The 18,078-nt window shown below is 51.2% G+C and carries 12 protein-coding genes, 3 tRNA genes and 3 rRNA genes; 3 read left to right on the forward strand and 15 right to left on the reverse strand.

From position 1 onward, the window contains the following. Window positions 1-29: 29 nt before the first annotated feature. Both porV and A0W33_RS05895 read left to right on the forward strand, forming a co-directional pair. Window positions 30-1,145 carry a type IX secretion system outer membrane channel protein PorV gene (gene porV, locus A0W33_RS05890; RefSeq protein WP_229802205.1) on the forward strand — a complete coding sequence of 372 codons (1,116 nt, stop codon included), beginning with the start codon at window positions 30-32 and terminating at the stop codon, window positions 1,143-1,145. Between the two features lie 18 nt (window positions 1,146-1,163). After that, window positions 1,164-2,450: a M16 family metallopeptidase gene (locus A0W33_RS05895; protein WP_068837297.1), complete on the forward strand. Its 1,287-nt coding sequence runs from the start codon at window positions 1,164-1,166 to the stop codon at window positions 2,448-2,450. 197 nt (window positions 2,451-2,647) lie between these two features. On the opposite strand, the gene rrf is transcribed toward A0W33_RS05895, so the two are convergent. The 10 genes from rrf to rpmH all read right to left on the reverse strand — a co-directional run bounded on the left by rrf (window position 2,648) and on the right by rpmH (window position 12,304). Further along, a 5S ribosomal RNA gene (rrf, locus tag A0W33_RS05900) occupies window positions 2,648-2,759 on the reverse strand. Window positions 2,760-2,844: 85 nt separating this feature from the next. After that, window positions 2,845-5,740 (reverse strand): 23S ribosomal RNA (locus A0W33_RS05905). Between the two features lie 236 nt (window positions 5,741-5,976). Then, window positions 5,977-6,050: transfer RNA gene (locus tag A0W33_RS05910), tRNA-Ala, on the reverse strand. Window positions 6,051-6,067: 17 nt separating this feature from the next. Continuing rightward, window positions 6,068-6,141, reverse strand: a tRNA-Ile gene (locus tag A0W33_RS05915). 127 nt (window positions 6,142-6,268) lie between these two features. Continuing rightward, window positions 6,269-7,791: ribosomal RNA gene (locus tag A0W33_RS05920) — 16S ribosomal RNA — on the reverse strand. The 16S, 23S and 5S rRNA genes sit together here with 2 tRNA genes alongside, the layout of an rRNA operon. Before the next feature lie 865 nt (window positions 7,792-8,656). Beyond that, entirely contained in the window at window positions 8,657-9,172 is a 516-nt protein-coding gene (locus A0W33_RS05930; RefSeq protein WP_068837299.1) for a DUF2480 family protein, read from the reverse strand. Between the two features lie 13 nt (window positions 9,173-9,185). Continuing rightward, window positions 9,186-9,881, reverse strand: coding sequence for a tRNA (adenosine(37)-N6)-threonylcarbamoyltransferase complex dimerization subunit type 1 TsaB (gene tsaB / locus A0W33_RS05935; RefSeq protein WP_068837300.1), 696 nt, complete (start codon window positions 9,879-9,881; stop codon window positions 9,186-9,188). Between the two features lie 132 nt (window positions 9,882-10,013). Continuing rightward, window positions 10,014-11,663 carry a S41 family peptidase gene (locus A0W33_RS05940; RefSeq protein WP_068837301.1) on the reverse strand — a complete coding sequence of 550 codons (1,650 nt, stop codon included), beginning with the start codon at window positions 11,661-11,663 and terminating at the stop codon, window positions 10,014-10,016. 30 nt (window positions 11,664-11,693) lie between these two features. Next, window positions 11,694-12,101, reverse strand: coding sequence for a ribonuclease P protein component (locus tag A0W33_RS05945; protein WP_068837302.1), 408 nt, complete (start codon window positions 12,099-12,101; stop codon window positions 11,694-11,696). A gap of 41 nt (window positions 12,102-12,142) precedes the next feature. Then, window positions 12,143-12,304 carry a 50S ribosomal protein L34 gene (rpmH, locus tag A0W33_RS20635; protein WP_071784616.1) on the reverse strand — a complete coding sequence of 54 codons (162 nt, stop codon included), beginning with the start codon at window positions 12,302-12,304 and terminating at the stop codon, window positions 12,143-12,145. 219 nt (window positions 12,305-12,523) lie between these two features. Between rpmH and A0W33_RS05950 the strand changes: the two genes are divergently transcribed. Then, window positions 12,524-14,242 (forward strand): M61 family metallopeptidase, encoded by a 1,719-nt coding sequence (locus A0W33_RS05950; RefSeq protein WP_068837303.1) that lies wholly within the window; start codon window positions 12,524-12,526, stop codon window positions 14,240-14,242. 255 nt (window positions 14,243-14,497) lie between these two features. Here the strand turns inward: A0W33_RS05950 and A0W33_RS05955 are convergent, their stop codons facing one another. The 5 genes from A0W33_RS05955 to A0W33_RS05975 all read right to left on the reverse strand — a co-directional run bounded on the left by A0W33_RS05955 (window position 14,498) and on the right by A0W33_RS05975 (window position 18,067). Continuing rightward, on the reverse strand, window positions 14,498-15,085 hold the full coding sequence (locus A0W33_RS05955) for a hypothetical protein (RefSeq protein ID WP_139237157.1): 588 nt from the start codon (window positions 15,083-15,085) through the stop codon (window positions 14,498-14,500). Between the two features lie 32 nt (window positions 15,086-15,117). Further along, window positions 15,118-16,356 carry an NAD(P)/FAD-dependent oxidoreductase gene (locus A0W33_RS05960; protein WP_068837305.1) on the reverse strand — a complete coding sequence of 413 codons (1,239 nt, stop codon included), beginning with the start codon at window positions 16,354-16,356 and terminating at the stop codon, window positions 15,118-15,120. Window positions 16,357-16,498: 142 nt separating this feature from the next. Further along, a complete protein-coding gene (locus tag A0W33_RS05965) occupies window positions 16,499-16,720 on the reverse strand; it encodes a hypothetical protein (RefSeq protein WP_068837306.1) in 222 nt (73 codons plus the stop codon). A gap of 154 nt (window positions 16,721-16,874) precedes the next feature. Then, window positions 16,875-17,798: a PfkB family carbohydrate kinase gene (locus A0W33_RS05970; RefSeq protein WP_068837307.1), complete on the reverse strand. Its 924-nt coding sequence runs from the start codon at window positions 17,796-17,798 to the stop codon at window positions 16,875-16,877. 192 nt (window positions 17,799-17,990) lie between these two features. After that, window positions 17,991-18,067: transfer RNA gene (locus tag A0W33_RS05975), tRNA-His, on the reverse strand. Window positions 18,068-18,078 lie beyond the last annotated feature (11 nt).

The raw sequence follows: 18,078 nt of genomic DNA on the forward strand, positions 1-18,078 counted from the left end.
TCAATACCCTTTATATGCACAATAAAAGTATGATTTTAAAGGCAGCCGCTCTGGCGTTAACCCTTTTTGCAGCTCCAGCTGCCTTTGCTCAGCAACAGCCCCCTACCACCACTACGGGCTCTGACCTGAACGCAGTCACCACGGCGGTTCCCATACTTACCGTTGGGCCTGATTCACGCTCGGCGGCGTTGGGAGATGCTGGTGTCGCTTTGTCGCCGGATGCCAATGCACCTTTCTGGAATGCGGCGAAACTGGGTTTTGTAGAGAACGACATGAGCGTTGCTTTCTCGTACTCGCCGTGGCTAAGCAATATTGTAGATGATATGTCGCTGAACTACCTCTCCGGCTACAAGAAAGTAAGCGAGACCTCGGCCATTGCGGTTTCCCTGATGTACTTTGATTTGGGCGAGATTCAGTTTATTGATGCACAGCAGAACCCACTGCAGAACTATAACCCGAAGGAATATGCTGTTTCGGTTTCATACGGACAGGCCCTTAGCGAGTACTTCAGCGTAGGTATCGCAGCCCGATTCATACATTCTAACCTCGCCGGCGACGTGAACGTGAGCGGCCAGAACACAGAGGCGCAACCAGGTAACACGGCCGCCGTTGACGTGGGTGTTTACTATAACAGAGACATTAACCAGAGCCTGAACCTCGGTCTGGGTGCCAACATCTCCAACATCGGTGGTAAAATTGCCTACACTGAAAACGAAGACAAAAGCTTTCTGCCTACCAACCTGAAAATAGGTACTGCCCTGAAGTATAACTTGGATGCTTTCAACTCCCTTACCCTGGTAGTGGATGCCAACAAACTTCTGGTGCCATCGCCTGGTGCCGATACAGACCAGAGCGTAGTAAGTGGCATTTTTTCATCTTTTGGCGATGCAGAAGGTGGCGCAGCCGAAGAATTGAAAGAAATTAACTTTTCCGGTGGTATAGAGTACTGGTACAATGATTTGTTTGCAGCACGCGTAGGGTACTTCTACGAAAACCCTGATAAGGGCGGCAGACAATACCTGTCCACAGGCTTGGGTATCCGTTACCAGAAATTCGGTTTGGATGCCGCTTACCTGATCCCCAACGACCAGGGCAACCCGTTGGCAGACACCTGGCGCTTTACGCTGGCTCTTAACTTAGATTAGAAATTACACAAATACATAATGCTTGATAGAACAAAAGCTCCTGAAACATACGAAATAGACGCAGTCAACATCCAGATAGCCGAGGTAACCAGCCTTAGCAACGGAGCAAGAATGCATGTCATTAAAAGCGAAACCCAGCCTGTTGTCAGGCTGGATTTTGTTTTTAAAGCCGGTAAGTGGTACGAAGGCAAAAAAGGAACATCAGACCTGGCCGCCAAAATGCTGCTGGAAGGCTCTTTGAATCATACAGCCAAACAGATAGCAGATAAAGTCGCTTTCTACGGCGCGTCCTTTGAGAGCTCCAACGGCTATGACCGCCTGGAGTATACCTTATACTGCCTGGCCAAATATACCACCGAGTTAGTGCCGCTTGTACTGGATGTGCTGCAAAATCCAGCCTTCCCGGATAATGAATTTGAGCACCTGAAACAGCGCACAATACAGTCACTCAAGATACAACGCCAGAAAAACAACTACTTGTCCACGCATAGCTTTTCGCAGCAGGTGTATGGACCAGAACATCCTTACACCTTTGGGTTTAATGAGGGAGTTTTAGAGGCAGTAACGAAAGAAGAGGTGGAAAATTTCTACCGTAACCGCTTAATCACACAAGAGCTAGAGGTATTTGCCTGTGGTGCCATTGATGATGTATTACAACATTACCTACAGCGGGAGCTATCCACTTTACGCATACAACCCGCAGCCGCGTCTGTAGCACAGCCTGATCATACTATAACTGGTGCCCCAGATAAAACAAAGATTGTGCAGATAGAAGACAGCTTGCAGTCTTCCATAAGAATAGGAAAACGTTTTCCAAAAATCGGCCATTCAGATTACCAGCCGCTGCTCGTTCTGAATGAGGTATTAGGCGGCTACTTCGGCTCCAGGCTCATGCGCAACATTCGGGAAGATAAAGGCTACACCTATGGCATCTATTCTGCTGTCTCTCCCAAGGAAGAGGATACGCTATTTTATGTGGGCACAGATGTAAACTATGCTGTTACAGATAGCACCATAGAAGAAACGCTGAAAGAAATTAAGCTGTTACGGGAAGAGTTGATACCTGAAGATGAGCTACAGACGGTTAAGAACTACATGCTGGGCAAGTTCCTAAACGACATTGCCACCATCTTCGACCAATGTGACCGCTACAAGCGAATCGTGCTCTTTAACCTGGAGCAGGACCATTACAACAACTTCGTTACGACCATACGTACGGTTACGCCTCCTATGCTCCAGCAGTTGGCAAATGAATACTTAAGGGAGGAAGACTTTTATACATCGATAGCTGGAAGAAGAGACTAGAAAGCTACCAACATTTTTATAAAAACGAAGAAGCCCCCGCCTGAATAAAGCGGGGGCTTCTTCGTGCCCTGTCGGAGGAAGCACAAGCAAGGAGAGTGTCTCTTCCGGAGTCACGGCGCTATTGCCGACTGCCATTTGCTTGCTTTGAAAGCAGAACGCCCCCCTCGCTTGCGCAAGGGGGGGCGTCTGATGTATGGGGTTGGCGGCCACCTACTCTCCCGGGTGTGACCCCAGTACCATCGGCGCGCCCGGGCTTAACTTCTCTGTTCGGGATGGGAAGAGGTGCTCACCGGGGCCATAGCCACCATTATCGTCGCACGGCTGTTATGCGTGCTAATGCTTGTTAACATGATTTGGGAAAGAGAGGGGAGGCGAAAAGCGGCGGGCCTTTTCGTGGCCGGACGCGCTCGGGCAATTAGTATGGCTCGGCTTTGGTGTTTCCACCTTTACACCTGCCACCTATCGACGTCATCGTCTTTGACGGCCCTTAAGGGAGATCTCATCTTGGGGCGGGTTTCGCACTTAGATGCTTTCAGCGCTTATCCCGTCCGAGCGTAGCTACCCTGCGCTGCGGCTGGCGCCACAACAGGTCCACCAGAGGCTCGTCCAGCCCGGTCCTCTCGTACTAAGGCCAGAACCCCTCAAATCTCCGACGCCCACAACAGATAGGGACCGAACTGTCTCACGACGTTCTGAACCCAGCTCGCGTGCCACTTTAATCGGCGAACAGCCGAACCCTTGGGACCTTCTCCAGCCCCAGGACGTGACGAGCCGACATCGAGGTGCCAAACCTCCCCGTCGATATGAGCTCTTGGGGGAGATCAGCCTGTTATCCCCAGAGTACCTTTTATCCTTTGAGCGATGGCCCTTCCATGCGGAACCACCGGATCACTATATCCGCCTTTCGGCCCTGCTCGGCTTGTGGGCCTCACAGTCAAGCTCCCTTCTGCTATTGCGCTCTGCGCACGGTTACCAAGCGTGCTGAGGGAACCTTTGAAAGCCTCCGTTACTGTTTTGGAGGCGACCACCCCAGTCAAACTACCCACCAAGCACGGTCCCCCACTCTGTGAGGTTAGGCGCCAAGCAACTCAAGGGTGGTATTTCAAGGACGGATCCACGACGCCTGGCGACGCCGCTTCATCTCCTCCCACCTATCCTACACATGAGTTACCCAGCGTCAATGCTAAGCTATAGTAAAGGTTCATGGGGTCTTTCCGTCCCGTTGCGGGTACTCGGCATCTTCACCGAGACTACAATTTCACCGAGCTCACGGCTGAGACAGCGCCCAGATCGTTACACCATTCGTGCAGGTCGGAACTTACCCGACAAGGAATTTCGCTACCTTAGGACCGTTATAGTTACGGCCGCCGTTTACCGGGGCTTCGATTCAATGCTTCGCCTTGCGGCTGACATCCCCTCTTAACCTTCCGGCACCGGGCAGGTGTCAGGCCTTATACTTCATCTCTCGATTTCGCAAAGCCATGTGTTTTTGTTAAACAGTCGCCTGGGCCTTTTCACTGCGGCTTCTTGCATTGCTGCAAGGAAGCGCCCCTTCTCCCGAAGTTACAGGGCCATTTTGCCGAGTTCCTTGGCCGTGATTCACTCGAGCACCTTAGGATTCTCTCCTCGACCACCTGTGTCGGTTTGCGGTACGGGCGGCAAGCCATTTAAACGCTTAGCGGGTTTTCTAGGGAGCCTGATTAGGGACGATCTCCGCCCCCGAGGGGTTGGAGTACTTTCAGCTTTCAGCTAGTCCGGCGTACTTCACGACCGGTCCAATACCTACGGCTTTAAACGCGCTATTCCGTCAGCGCGCCGTCCTTTCACTTCTCCGTCACCGCATCGCTATGGCGTGCCGGTACTGGAATATTAACCAGTTGTCCATCGAACTGCGCTTTCGCCTCGCCCTTAGGACCCGACTAACCCTGATCCGATTAGCGTTGATCAGGAAACCTTGGTCTTTCGGTGTGCGGGTTTCTCGCCCGCATTATCGTTACTTATGCCTACATTTGCTTTTCCCTACGCTCCAGCGCCCCTTGCCGGGACGCCTTCACCGCAGAAGGGAATGCTCCCCTACCAGTGCACATAGTGCAATCCGCAGCTTCGGTATCAGACTTGATGCCCGATTATTATCGATGCCCTCTCGCTCGACCAGTGAGCTGTTACGCACTCTTTAAAGGAATGGCTGCTTCCAAGCCAACCTCCTGGCTGTCTAAGCAAGTGGACCTCCTTTGTTCAACTTAGTCTGAATTTAGGGACCTTAGCTGGCGGTCTGGGTTCTTTCCCTCTCGGCCCGGGACCTTAGCACCCCAGGCCTCACTGCCGCGTATGTCAAGTGGCATTCGGAGTTCGTCAGGATTCGGTAGGATGTGACTCCCCCTAGTCCTATCGGTAGCTCTACCTCCACATGACTCCACCGCGACGCTGCCCCTAAAGGCATTTCGGGGAGTACGAGCTATTTCTCAGTTTGATTGGCCTTTCACCCCTACCCACAGGTCATCCAAATACTTTTCAACGTAAACTGGTTCGGACCTCCAACTGGTTTTACCCAGCCTTCATCCTGCCCATGGGTAGATCACAAAGTTTCGCGTCTGCCCCCCCTGACTGCGCGCCCTGTTCAGACTCGCTTTCGCTGCGGCTCCGTGCCTCGAAGACACTTAACCTTGCCAGGGAGGAGCAACTCGTAGGCTCATTATGCAAAAGGCACGCCGTCACCCAACTAATGGGCTCCGACCGCTTGTAAGCGCACGGTTTCAGGATCTGTTTCACCCCGTTATTCACGGTGCTTTTCACCTTTCCCTCACGGTACTGGTTCACTATCGGTCTCTCAGGAGTATTTAGCCTTACCGGATGGTGCCGGTGGATTCAGGCGGGATTTCTCCGGTCCCGCCCTACTCAGGGTACCGCTAGGGCCAAAGAGCTTACGCACACGGGACTATCACCCCCTATGGTCGTTCTTCCCAGAACGTTATGCTTCAATCTTTGGTCCCACATCGCGGCCCTACAACCCCAGACTTGCCGTGACAAGCCTGGTTTGGGCTGTTCCGCGTTCGCTCGCCACTACTTGCGGAATCACTCTTGTTTTCTCTTCCTCCGGGTACTTAGATGTTTCAGTTCCCCGGGTTCGCTCACCCTAAGGTGTACTGTGTCTTCAACACAGTGGGTTGCCCCATTCGGAAATCTGCGGATCAACTTGTATGTGCCAATCCCCGCAGCTTATCGCAGCTTGTCGCGTCCTTCATCGCCTCTGAGAGCCTAGGCATCCCCCGTGCGCCCTTCTCTGCGTCATCGGCCGGTCCCCCGAAGGCAACCGGCCCGCCTCTTTCGCACCAGGACCCTATCACTAGGGCCTAGTCAATATTTTATTACTTCTCTCTCTTTCCCATCATGTCAAAGAACTTCTTTCCAGTTAACAGTTGCCATTTATCATTTATCATGATAAGACCTTGTTGCCTGAAATTGGAAGTAAAAACCTGCCGTCTTTACTTGTGTGCTGTCGCCGTGCCGCTAGGGCCAGACTTAAGTGTGGAGAATAACGGAGTCGAACCGTTGACCTCCTGCGTGCAAAGCAGGCGCTCTAGCCAGCTGAGCTAATCCCCCAGGTAATCGTCATAGAGTGGGCCTGCGTGGACTCGAACCACGGACCTCTACATTATCAGTGTAGCGCTCTAACCACCTGAGCTACAAGCCCGCTTTGTTGGGCTCCATGCCCGCTTTTGGGCCGCTGTGCCCGCTCACTATAAAATGGGTTTTGATCGAATGCGAGAGACAGAGCAAAAAAAGGAGAAGGAAACTTCCGGGCCGGCGGTCTTCCCTAGAAAGGAGGTGATCCAGCCGCACCTTCCGGTACGGCTACCTTGTTACGACTTAGCCCCAGTTACCAGTTTTACCCTAGACGGCTCCTTTGACGGTCACCGGCTTCAGGTCTCCCTGACTTCCATGGCTTGACGGGCGGTGTGTACAAGGCCCGGGAACGTATTCACCGCGTCGTTGCTGATACGCGATTACTAGCGATTCCGGCTTCACGGAGTCGAGTTGCAGACTCCGATCCGAACTGAGACGCACTTTCTGGGATTGGCTCACCATCGCTGGCTGGCTACCCTCTGTATGCGCCATTGTAGCACGTGTGTAGCCCTAGGCGTAAGGGCCATGATGACCTGACGTCGTCCCCGCCTTCCTCGCTCCTTGCGGAGGCAGTCTCTCCAGAGTCCCCACCATCACGTGCTGGCAACTGAAGATAGGGGTTGCGCTCGTTGCGGGACTTAACCCAACACCTCACGGCACGAGCTGACGACGGCCATGCAGCACCTTGCTTTGTGCCCCGAAGGGAAGTACCATCTCTGGTACCGTCACGCGCATTCTAGCCTAGGTAAGGTTCCTCGCGTATCATCGAATTAAACCACATGCTCCACCGCTTGTGCGGGCCCCCGTCAATTCCTTTGAGTTTCACCCTTGCGGGCGTACTCCCCAGGTGGATTACTTAACGCTTTCGCTTGGACGCTGACAGTGTATCGCCAACATCGAGTAATCATCGTTTACGGCGTGGACTACCAGGGTATCTAATCCTGTTCGCTCCCCACGCTTTCGTGCCTCAGCGTCAGTTTCGGCACAGCGAGCTGCCTACGCAATCGGGGTTCTTGGCGGTATCTAAGCATTTCACCGCTACACCGCCAGTTCCGCCCGCCTTCACCGAACTCAAGCCCGCCAGTATCAACGGCAGTTCCAGGGTTGAGCCCTGGGATTTCACCGCTGACTTAACGGGCCGCCTACGCACCCTTTAAACCCAATAAATCCGGACAACGCTTGCACCCTCCGTATTACCGCGGCTGCTGGCACGGAGTTAGCCGGTGCTTATTCATCAGGTACCGTCAGTTACCCCCGCAGGGGCGTTTTCTTCCCTGATAAAAGCAGTTTACAACCCAGAAGGCCTTCTTCCTGCACGCGGCATGGCTGGGTCAGCCTCTCGGCCATTGCCCAATATTCCCTACTGCTGCCTCCCGTAGGAGTCTGGTCCGTGTCTCAGTACCAGTGTGGGGGACCATCCTCTCAGAACCCCTAGCCATCGTAGCCTTGGTGGGCCTCTACCCCGCCAACTAGCTAATGGCACGCATGCCCATCTTCCACCGCCGAAACTTTGACCATAAACCGATGCCGATTCATGGTGTCATGCGGTATTAATCCCGGTTTCCCGGGGCTATCCCCCTGTGGAAGGTAGGTTGCATACGCGTTACGCACCCGTGCGCCACTAACCAGGTTCCCGAAAGAACCTGATCCGTTCGACTTGCATGTATTAGGCCTGCCGCTAGCGTTCATCCTGAGCCAGGATCAAACTCTCCATTGTAAAGTTTTCATCTACTCCTAAAAGTAGAAATGTGTCTGTCAGACCCCGGCCCGACCTCATCCCCTAAAGGACGAGGAACGTTTCCTTTTTCTCTTTTTATTCTGTCTCAAGCAATCTCTCAAAGAACTTCCGGAGGACCTGTTGTCTTCCCTAGCGCACCCTACCGGTGCGTGTCACTCATCTTCCGCCCGAGCCGTTCGCTCTTTTGCGGGGTGCAAAGGTAAAAGCTTTTTTTCTTTTAGCAATACCCGATGCACTATTTTTTTCTCCCTTTTTGTTTCCCGGAAGAGCTGCCCTCTTCCCTGTTTCGCTCCCTCTCGAAGCGGATGCAAAGGTAAGAACCTTTTCCCACTTAGCAAGAAGTTTCCCATTCTTTTTTTTCGGCTTCGGATGCTGTTGAATCAGCGTCTGAAGCTGGGCGCCTCCGGTTGAAGCGGGCTGCAAAGGTAGGAAACTTTCCCGTATCCAACGCAACTATTCAAACTCTTTTTTTCAGAATTCCCGGAGGGTGAACAAGGACGTAAACCCTGTGTTATACCTCCCCTCTTCTGCCCCCGTCCCTGCCGAACCGGGATGCAAAAGTAGGGAATGTTGTCGTAACTCCAAACGCCCGCTGCCAAATAACCTGCTCTTTTCCGCAAGGCGCTGATCCTCTGCCTGATTATTTTCCGGCGGCCCCCAAGGCCATGCCCGGGCGCTTGGGAATAACAGCGGCACAAGGGTTGTTTGTTCCCGGTAAGTGAAGAAAAAATAATGTCTTTTTTTAGCCCCTGCTGTTCTTCTGATTTTTCTACCTTCCTTATAATGCAGAACGGGAACAGCGTTTTCACACGCTGTTCCCGTTCTCGGATTACTCAAGTACAGCTTAGGCGTTCTTCGGCTTCTTATATAACGGCACCGTACTGCACGGCTCTCCATACATGACACTCGATGCCACAGGCACTAACTTCCGCATTATCTCAATATAAGCAGACGAAGGCACAGGGATACTACCGCATCCTTTCACCACAACTTTCGCGTCGCGGTACTCCTCCATATCAACCTTTGCAATCGCTTCCTGCATCAGGCCATACTCCAACACCTCCAGGTCTCCGAAAACATAGAAGTTGGCATGCCCAGTCAACTTTGAAGCCAGCAGCATGTAGGCCCAAGTAGGCACAATCGCATCGGCCGTACAAACAATGGCTACGTTCTTGCCATCATACTGCGACCAGTCATGCTCTTTTACAAAAGCCCGGAAATCCTTTTCCTTCAGGATCAGGCCATGGAAGAGGTTTTCCTTTATATCATATACAACGCGCTCGCCCGGATGCAAAAGCAGCTCCAGGTTGAGCGTAACCAGCGCACTTTGCGCTACACGGTTTATAATTTCTTCTGACATGTTGATTTCCTTTTTATTTCGTGCTCTTGCCTGCACTTGTTATATAAACATCCTTTAAATAGAAGGGTTCATAATACGCCACATCTTCGAAAGCCTTTTGCTCATACTTGGCCAGTGCCAGTTCTCCAATTGTTTTTGCGTTTGGTAGCACACCCTCCACAAACAGCGCATTTTCCTTTGTATTCACCATCTCCCTGAATTTCCCTGCGCCGCTTCCAAAGAAAATAACAGGCCGCTCCTGCAGTTCACCCGCAAAGGTGTTTTCCTCCAGTACCACCGGCGCAATGGGTAACACTTCCTTTAAAGTATGATCCAGCAGGCAAGTATAAACTTCCAGGCGGCGTGCATCCAGCATCGGGCAGAACAGGAAGCGCTCCGGGTTTGGCGTCAGAGCGGTAACCTGGGCAGCTAAACCATGCAACGTAGACACCTCGAGCAGCGGAATGTTGAGCGAAAAGCACAACCCCTTGGCCGTGGAGGTGCCGATGCGCAAGCCTGTGTAGGAACCGGGTCCGCCGGACACTGCCACTGCGCTTAACTCGTGCAGCGTGGCTCCGCAGTTTTCCACCAACTGCGCAATCATCACCGTAATGTGGGACGAATGGGACTTCTCTATTTGTAACTCAGAAGCCCCCAGCAACTGCTGCCCCTTAAAAAGCGCAATGGAACAGACAGTGGTAGAAGTTTCGAGGGCTAGCAACAGCGGCATGAGCAGGTATGGTTAAGTGATACTATCGCTGCAAAATTAAGGTAACTGACTTAGCTACCCAAATATGTGACGCGCTAAAACAAAAGAGGGAGATGCCACTGCACCTCCCTCTCCTGCTGATGATCTTTATCTCTAGTTCATTTTAAGGTATGACTTAAACTTGCCAGCATCGTTCAGCACCTGTTTTGCCATGATAATATCCGGGTCATCATCAAAAGAAGATTCGATATAGCCCTTCTGCAGGTAATAACGTGAGGCAATCTCAGCCTCCAGCATCTCCTGAATTTCAGGGCGGAAGCGTGTTAAGTCGTTTGACTTGTTATGTGACACCTTCTTTTTGATGGCATCCAACTCTGCCTGGATATCGTCGTAGTGCTTGCCTTTCTTGGCAGACTCGGCTACATCTTTCAGTTCATCCTCTATCGCCGTTGTATAAGACACATCCTTATCGGCCAGGTAAGCCACGAACTTCTTGTAATCTGCGTCTGTCAGTTTAAACTCTTTTGCCGCAGGAATGCTTGGATGCTCTGCTCTATACTTGTTGGCGTAGTCAAAGAAATGACCTTTTATAGCAATTGCCTTTATGATTTCAGAATAAGCCGGCTGCTTCACTTCTACATCGGGGCTCACGCCACCGCCATCGTATACTATTCTGCCAGCGGCTGTTTTGTATGCCACGCGCAGCGAATCAGCAATTTTACCAACACTGCCGTCCTCGTTGCGGTGTGCGTAGTCGATGGCCTGTATGCAGCGGCCACTTGGAATGTAGTATTTGGCAGTGGTTACTTTAAGCTGTGAGTTATAAGAGAGCGGGCGCGTTACCTGCACCAGTCCTTTGCCGAACGTACGCTCGCCTACCAGCACCGCGCGGTCGTAGTCCTGCATCACACCGGCCACAATTTCAGAAGCCGAAGCACTGCGCGAACTTGTCAACACCACCAGCGGAATCTGGGTATCCAGGGGCTCATCAAGGGCTTTGTAAGTTTTATTCCACTCCTCTACCTTGCCTTTGGTGCTTACAATATCTTTTCCTTTATCCACAAAGAGATTTGAGATGTTCACCGCCTCGTGCAGCAGGCCGCCTGGGTTATCACGCAAGTCAAGAATAATTTTTTTCGCGCCCTTCTCCTTTAGCTTCTGCACGGCAAGCTTCACTTCTTTGCCGGCATCCGGGGTAAAACCGGAAAGCTGCAGGTATCCAATCTCCTTGTCGACCATGCCATAGTAAGGCACGTTCTCCACGATGATGTTCTCGCGCAGCAGGTCGATGGTTTTAGATTTTGTCTGTCCGTAGCTCCTGATCTCCAGCTTAACCGTGGTATTGGCCTGCCCCTTCAGGAGTTTGCTCACCTCCTCGGTAGATTTCTTCCGCACGTCCACGCCATTTATCTTCAGAATTTCGTCGCCGATAGCAAGTCCGGCCTTGTGCGCCGGCGAGTTCTCGTATGGCATCTGTACCGTCACTTTGCCGTTGCGGCTACCTATAACGGCACCAATACCGCCATACTGCCCAGTGGTCATGGTACGGAAGTCCTCGATATCGTCTTCAGGAATGTAGTTGGTATAGGGGTCGAGCGATTTGAGCATCGCATCGATGCCCGTGCGCACCATTTTGGCAGGCGGCACATCGTCTACGTAATAGGTATTTACCTCTTTGAAAAGGGTAGCAAACACATCGAGATTTTTGGCTATCTCGAAATATTTTTCCGAATCACTCTTAAAGGAGAATAAGCCGAGGGCGAATATGCCGACAAAGAGGCCTGCTATAGACTTTTTATACATAATTTCAGGTGTTTGAGGAGCGCGGAAGTGCTACTTATTCACACAACGCTCTAAACCTGAAATTAGTTTTTTCTGGATAGTTTGAAAGGATTTTTTTTCCTTTCCGATATAAAGTATTCCCAACAGGCGAGGTGCCTGCCCGGGATGCTGCTGCAGCGCTTGCTTGTTAAGCCGGTACGCCTCGCGCATCTGCCTTTTCAGGCGGTTACGGTCGACAGCACGCTTGAAGTAGCGCTTGGAAACGGAAAGAAGCACCTGGGTTGAGCCAGGCGGCAACTCTTGCGGTGTGAGGTACACAAACCGCAGCGGATACAAATTAAAAGAAGAACCCTTGGAGAAAAGCAGCGCAATGAGCCGCTTACTGCACAAGTGTTCTTCTTTCGAAAATGTATAACTGTTAGGCTGGCTGGCTGCTTGTTCGTTAGCTGCTGAATCCATTAGCGGCTATACAATAGCGAAGCCTGTTCCTGAATCAGGAATTAAGCTGCCTTATGTCTTTTCTCGCTAGAAACTGTTAGTCTCTTTCTGCCTTTGGCTCTTCTGCTGGCCAATACTCTTCTACCGTTCGCGGTTTCCATTCTAGATCTGAAACCGTGCTTATTTCTTCTTTTTCTCTGAGAAGGCTGGAATGTTCTTTTCATCGTCTGCCAATGGTTTTATTATGGCCTGCAAAATTAGTAAAGCTTTGTAAAATAGCAAAGCCCGCCTTACATTTTTCCCTAAATATAATTCGGAAAGATGCCCTGGAGCGCCTAGAGGCACTTATATACCTTATATTGCTTTGAATTAAACAGGAACAAAGCCATGCCTGCAGCAGTACCTATACCTTTTAGGCAAGGCAAATCCACAAATAACAGCGTATGATCCACTACAGCATCTCCTATTCCAACCCGCTCACGCACTTCTTAAACATCACCATTTCCATTACCAACAACCAGCAACAGGAGCTGTACCTGCAGTTGCCTGCCTGGCGCCCCGGCCGCTACGAGCTGCAGCACTTTGCCCAAAAACTAAGCGCCGTAACGGCCACTGCCAACGGCGCAAGTATAGCCACAGGGAAAGTGACGAAGGACCGCTGGCGGGTGGAGACGGGAGGCGCTGACACCATAGAAATCAAGTATAGCTTCTTTGCCCGCCAGATGGATGCCGGCGGTTCGTGGCTGGACGAGGAGCAGCTGTACCTGAACCCGATCAACTGCCTCATAGCGGTGGAGGGAAGTGAGCAGGAGGCTTGCCAGCTGAAACTATACTTGCCGGAGGAGTGGCAGCTGGCTTGCGGCTTACCTGAAACAGAGAAGCATACGTTGGAGGCAGCAAATTACGATGCGCTGGTGGACAGCCCTTTTATAGCGAGTGGTAGTTTGCAGAAAACCACTTTTGAAGTGAATGGCATCACCTTCCATATCTGGCTGCAAGGCGATTGTCAACCAGACTGGGAGCGCCTGCGAAAGGATTTTGAGGGATACACGAAAGAGCAGTTGGAGGTGTTCGGCGATTTCCCGGTGCAGGAGTACCATTACCTGAACGAGATCCTGCCCTACCGCTTCTTCCATGGCGTGGAGCACAGCCACTCCACCGTCATCACCCTGGGGCCCGGGGAACTGCTGATGCAGCCCAGCCTCTACAAGGAATTTGTCGGCGTGAGTTCGCACGAGCTGTTTCATACCTGGAACATTAAAAAGATTCGCCCAAAGGAGATGCTGCCTTATAATTTTGCGCAGGAGAACTACTTTAAAACAGGCTATGTGGCAGAGGGCGTGACCACCTACTACGGCGACTACATGCTGGCGCGCAGCGGCTTCTTTACAGCCGATGCCTACTTCGAGGAATTGAACAAGAACCTGCAGCGCTACTTCGCCGACTACAGTCGCCACAACCTCTCCGTTGCCGACTCCTCCTTCGACCTGTGGCTGGACGGTTACAAGCCAGGAATTCCAGACCGCAAAGTGTCCATTTACATAAAAGGCGCCCTCACAGTCCTGCTCCTGGACCTGCAGCTGCGCAAAGCCACCGACAACAAAGCAAGTATGGACACGGTGATGCGGTACCTGTGGGAGCGCTTCGGCAAGAAAGACATTGGCTACACCGAGCAGGACTATGCGCAACTGGTGGATGAGGTGGCGGGGCAGTCGTTCCAGACCTATTTCAACGATTTCATCAACAGCACTGCTCCCATCGAGCAGCCGCTGGATGAGGCGCTGCGCTTTGTAGGCTGCATGCTAAAGGAAGAGCAAAACCCGCTGCAGCACGAAGGCACCTACGGCTTTAAGGTTTCTTCCTCCGACACAAGCATAAAGGTGACAGCTATAGCTCCCGACTCTCCCGCCAGCGAGGTGCTAAGTATAGACGATGAACTGGTGGCGCTGAACGGGCGCAAACTCGAAAACAACCTGCAGCAGTTGCTTGCCTTGGAACCGGAAGAGGTGGAACTGGTGCTGTTCCGCGAAAAGCAACTGCGGGTGGTGCGCCTGGAGCAGAACGGAAAGGCTTACTACAGCATGTATACCATCGAAAAACGAGCAGATGCAACGGAAGCCGAAAAGCAGAATTTCAAGCTGTGGCTGAAGCAGGAGTTTTAGGTTAAGATGCTAGACGTTAGATTTTAGATGTTAGACTTTTCAAAAGGTCTGGCATTAAAATTCTGATAGTTATGAGAGTCGATGAGCACTGACACAACAGTGATGCTTTACTTTAGCCAACTTAAAGGCTTAAAAGCATATAGGATTAATGCGGTATAACAGTAGCCTAGAGGAAGTTTGTCTATTGTTTAAGATTGTAGTGGGCTTTGCGGTGGCGTAGCTAACGTAAAGGTGTTTTTGGCAGAGGTAAGTATTTCATTTTCTAGTTAGACTGTCATAGGGTACCCTAACTGGGGCAGGCGGAGGAGGAACCAATACATCTTCTGTAGTGCTAAAATCCCTATTCTCACTCTTTATCAGATTTTGATTTTCAACAATATCGAGTAATTCATATAATGTCTCACTCAAATCATCTTGCATAGTTCCAACCATTCTTGCTTCTCCATTGTCGAACACGAATTGCAATGAGTGAAATGCTCCATCTTCTTCAAAATAAAAGCCTTTTTTCAAGCTATTGAAATCTATAGAGTCCACTAATCCATACACTCTTCCCATACTCCCTGAATCAAGTTTTGCTTTATAATTTTCGACCACAGTTTCGCCATGCCTTTCTCTTAAACGGTAATAAACGGTACTATCAGAATTTATCTCTACGTCCTTGCTATACCTTTCATCGCTCCATCCTGGGAATATAGAAAAGCTAATGCGTTCGAAACGAGCCTTTTGTTTTGTGGTTGAAATTAGTTCGTCAGATTTCTCGACAGTGCTTTTATTTATGTTCTCTTCACGACTCCCGCAAGAGATTAGAAGTAACAGTAACATAAGTTGTAAAGAGTTTTTCATGATTTCATTCACTGCCAACTAGCGTCTAACCTCTAATTAAAAAGAAGCTTCATGTAAAAGGAGGGCTGTTTGAAACGCTCGCGCAGATCCACGTCGTTGAGCATGCAGGAGATGGTTTCGGCGAGTGCCTGGTTTTTGGAAGCTTTGCTGGCTACTTTGTCGAACAGCCAGGGGTAGTTGAGTAGCTTTTGCAGGTGACGACTTAGGCGCAGTTCTTTCCAGAGACGGTTGTACACAGCCTTATCGTAGCTTTGCAGGGCAGCGGCGGTAAAGTCCTGCGTTTGCAGGCTAGCAGCGGCCTGCTCTGCGGCCCAGCGCCCGCTGATCATGGCATTGCTGATGCCCTCTCCGGTAAACGGATCGATCAAGGCACCTGCATCCCCCAGCAGCATGTAGTTGTCGCCGGAGATGGAGCGCTTGGCAGAACCGAGCGGCAGACCAAACCCACGGATATCATCCACCAACTCAGCATTCGCGAAGCGCTGCTTCAACGAAGGGTGCGTGGCGATCATCCGCAGCATTTCTTTTTTTAGGTTCACTTTCTTTTTGCTGACGGCGCTGCTCAGCATGCCCACGCCTACGTTAGCCTCGCCATTTGCCAACGGGAAAACCCACAAGTAGCCCGGCAGGAAATCTTTGAAGAAGTGCAGCTCAATAAAGTTATCCGCATCCATGCCCGCCACGCCTTTGTAGTAGGCGCGCAGGCCGGCACAGAAATGTTCTGGCTTCAGCTGCAGCCCGGCCACGTGCCGCGTAAATCCGGATTGGGCACCGTTGGCTACCAGCAGCAATTTTGCCTGCACCAGCGGCTCGTCTTGCTTGTTCTTAAGTATAAAACCGCCTTCAGGAGTACGCTCATACTTTGCGATGTCGGTATTTTCCCAAAGCGTAATCTCCGGGCGTCGCCGCACCTGTTCCACCAAAAAATTATCAAAGTCGATGCGCTTGGAGATATAGCCTGCCGGTGCATCCTCGGTTGGGTTGTAGTCCTGCACAAACGGCACGCTTAGCTTATGGCCACCCGGCGAGATGAAATGAATGCCCCACGAAGGCAGCGACTCCTGCCGCACACCGAGTGCTTCGGGCAGTTCCGGGGAGATGCGCCTCAGCTCATTCACGACTTTGCCGCTTAGGGCGTCGCCACATATCTTATCGCGCGGAAAGGTTGCTTTATCAAGCAGAAGCGAGGGAATACCCTTGTTTGCCAGGTGCAGCGCAGCGGTGGCGCCACCCGGGCCGGCACCAAGTATACAGATGTCAGTTTTATACATGCAGCTAAAATAGGAGCTGCGAAAGATACTTAATTCAGGCCACGGCCACACCGTTTAGGGCACAAAAAAAGGAGGATAGCTCAGTGAGCCGTCCTCCTCTTACGTTTTCATAGCTTTATTTTGGGTCGGGTAGTGGTGTTAGTTACTTCGATTTTGTGTATCGAGAGTTATTACCACCCTCTGCCAGGTTCCGGTTAGGGTTCTGTACTTTGGCGTCATCCGCCTGTAGCGACTTCCTAGCAGGGTCTATCTGAACCTGGTCTGTATAACCTTCCTGCTGTCGCTTGTTTTCTACTTTTGATGTTGCAGCGTCTTCCGACTGCTTCTGCAATCTTTCTTTATTGTTATTTTTATCTTCGCTCATAGTTCTATCTCCTCTTAAATCCTATACTAAGTTTTACCCCTTCTGCCAACATTTTGTTACAAATGAGTGAAATTAACCTTCTACAGCTAGTATAGCTTAAATGCAAAAAGGGAAGCCGAAGCCTCCCTTTCTAAACTATAGGTTTTTGCTATACTTACTGCAATACTGTGTCAAAAGCCACTAGCTCAACGAACTGCTGCACGCGGCTGTCTATCTCCTGCTGGCTTAGGCTTTTCAGGCGCTCGGTGCCAAATTTCTCTACGCAGAAAGAGGCCAGTGCCGAACCATGTATCACGGCGCGCTTCATGTTATCGAAGCTGATATCGCCGGTGCTGGCAATGTAGCCGATAAAGCCGCCCGCAAAGGTATCGCCGGCTCCGGTTGGGTCGAACACCTCCTCCAGCGGAAGGGCTGGCGCGAAGAACACTTTATCCTCATTAAATAATAAAGCACCGTGCTCGCCTTTTTTGATGATCAGGAACTTCGGCCCCATTGCCATGATCTTTTTTGCCGCCTTTACCAGCGAGTACTCGCCGCTTAACTGGCGCGCCTCTTCATCGTTGATCGACAGCACATCCACCAGCTTCATGGTCTCCTTCAGCTCTTCCAGGGCAATGTCCATCCAGAAGTTCATGGTGTCCATCACGATCAGCTTCGGGCGTGGCGTCAGGCGCTCGATTACGGTTTTCTGCACCTGTGGCGCCAGGTTGCCCAGCATCAGGAATTCGCAGCCTTGGTAACTTTGCGGGATGATCGGGTCGAAATCGCCGAGCACGTTGAGCTCAGTAATCAGCGTTTCGCGGCTGTTCATGTCGTTAAAATAGCGGCCAGACCAGAAGAAGGATTTCTCGTTCTCCTTTACCTGCACCCCTTCGGTGCTGATGTTGCGCTCGTGCATCAGTTTGATGTGGTCCTGGTCGAAGTCACCACCCACCACTGACACCACATTCACGGGCTTCACGAAATACGAAGCGGCCAATGAAATATAGGTAGCCGCGCCACCAACAATCTTGTCTGTTTTTCCGAAAGGAGTCTCCAGCGCGTCAAACGCCATCGAACCTACTACTGTTAAGCTCATACTTTTATCAATTACGAATTATGAATTACGAATTATGAATGGAATCCATGCACAAGCATAGTCTCCGTTCTTACCGACTGTCTTTATTCCCCTCCTCGGAGGGGCAGTGGTGGGTTTGGCCTTATACTTACAGCTTCCGCTCCATCCCGGCAAAGATAAATAAAAAAGCCCTTGAAGCTAACTTCAAGGGCTTGGGGTGGAAGATGGGGCTCGAACCCACGACCCCCAGAATCACAATCTGGTGCTCTAACCGACTGAGCTACAACCACCGTGTTATTTG

Source organism: Pontibacter akesuensis, assembly GCF_001611675.1.
GTDB classification, from domain to species: domain Bacteria; phylum Bacteroidota; class Bacteroidia; order Cytophagales; family Hymenobacteraceae; genus Pontibacter; species Pontibacter akesuensis.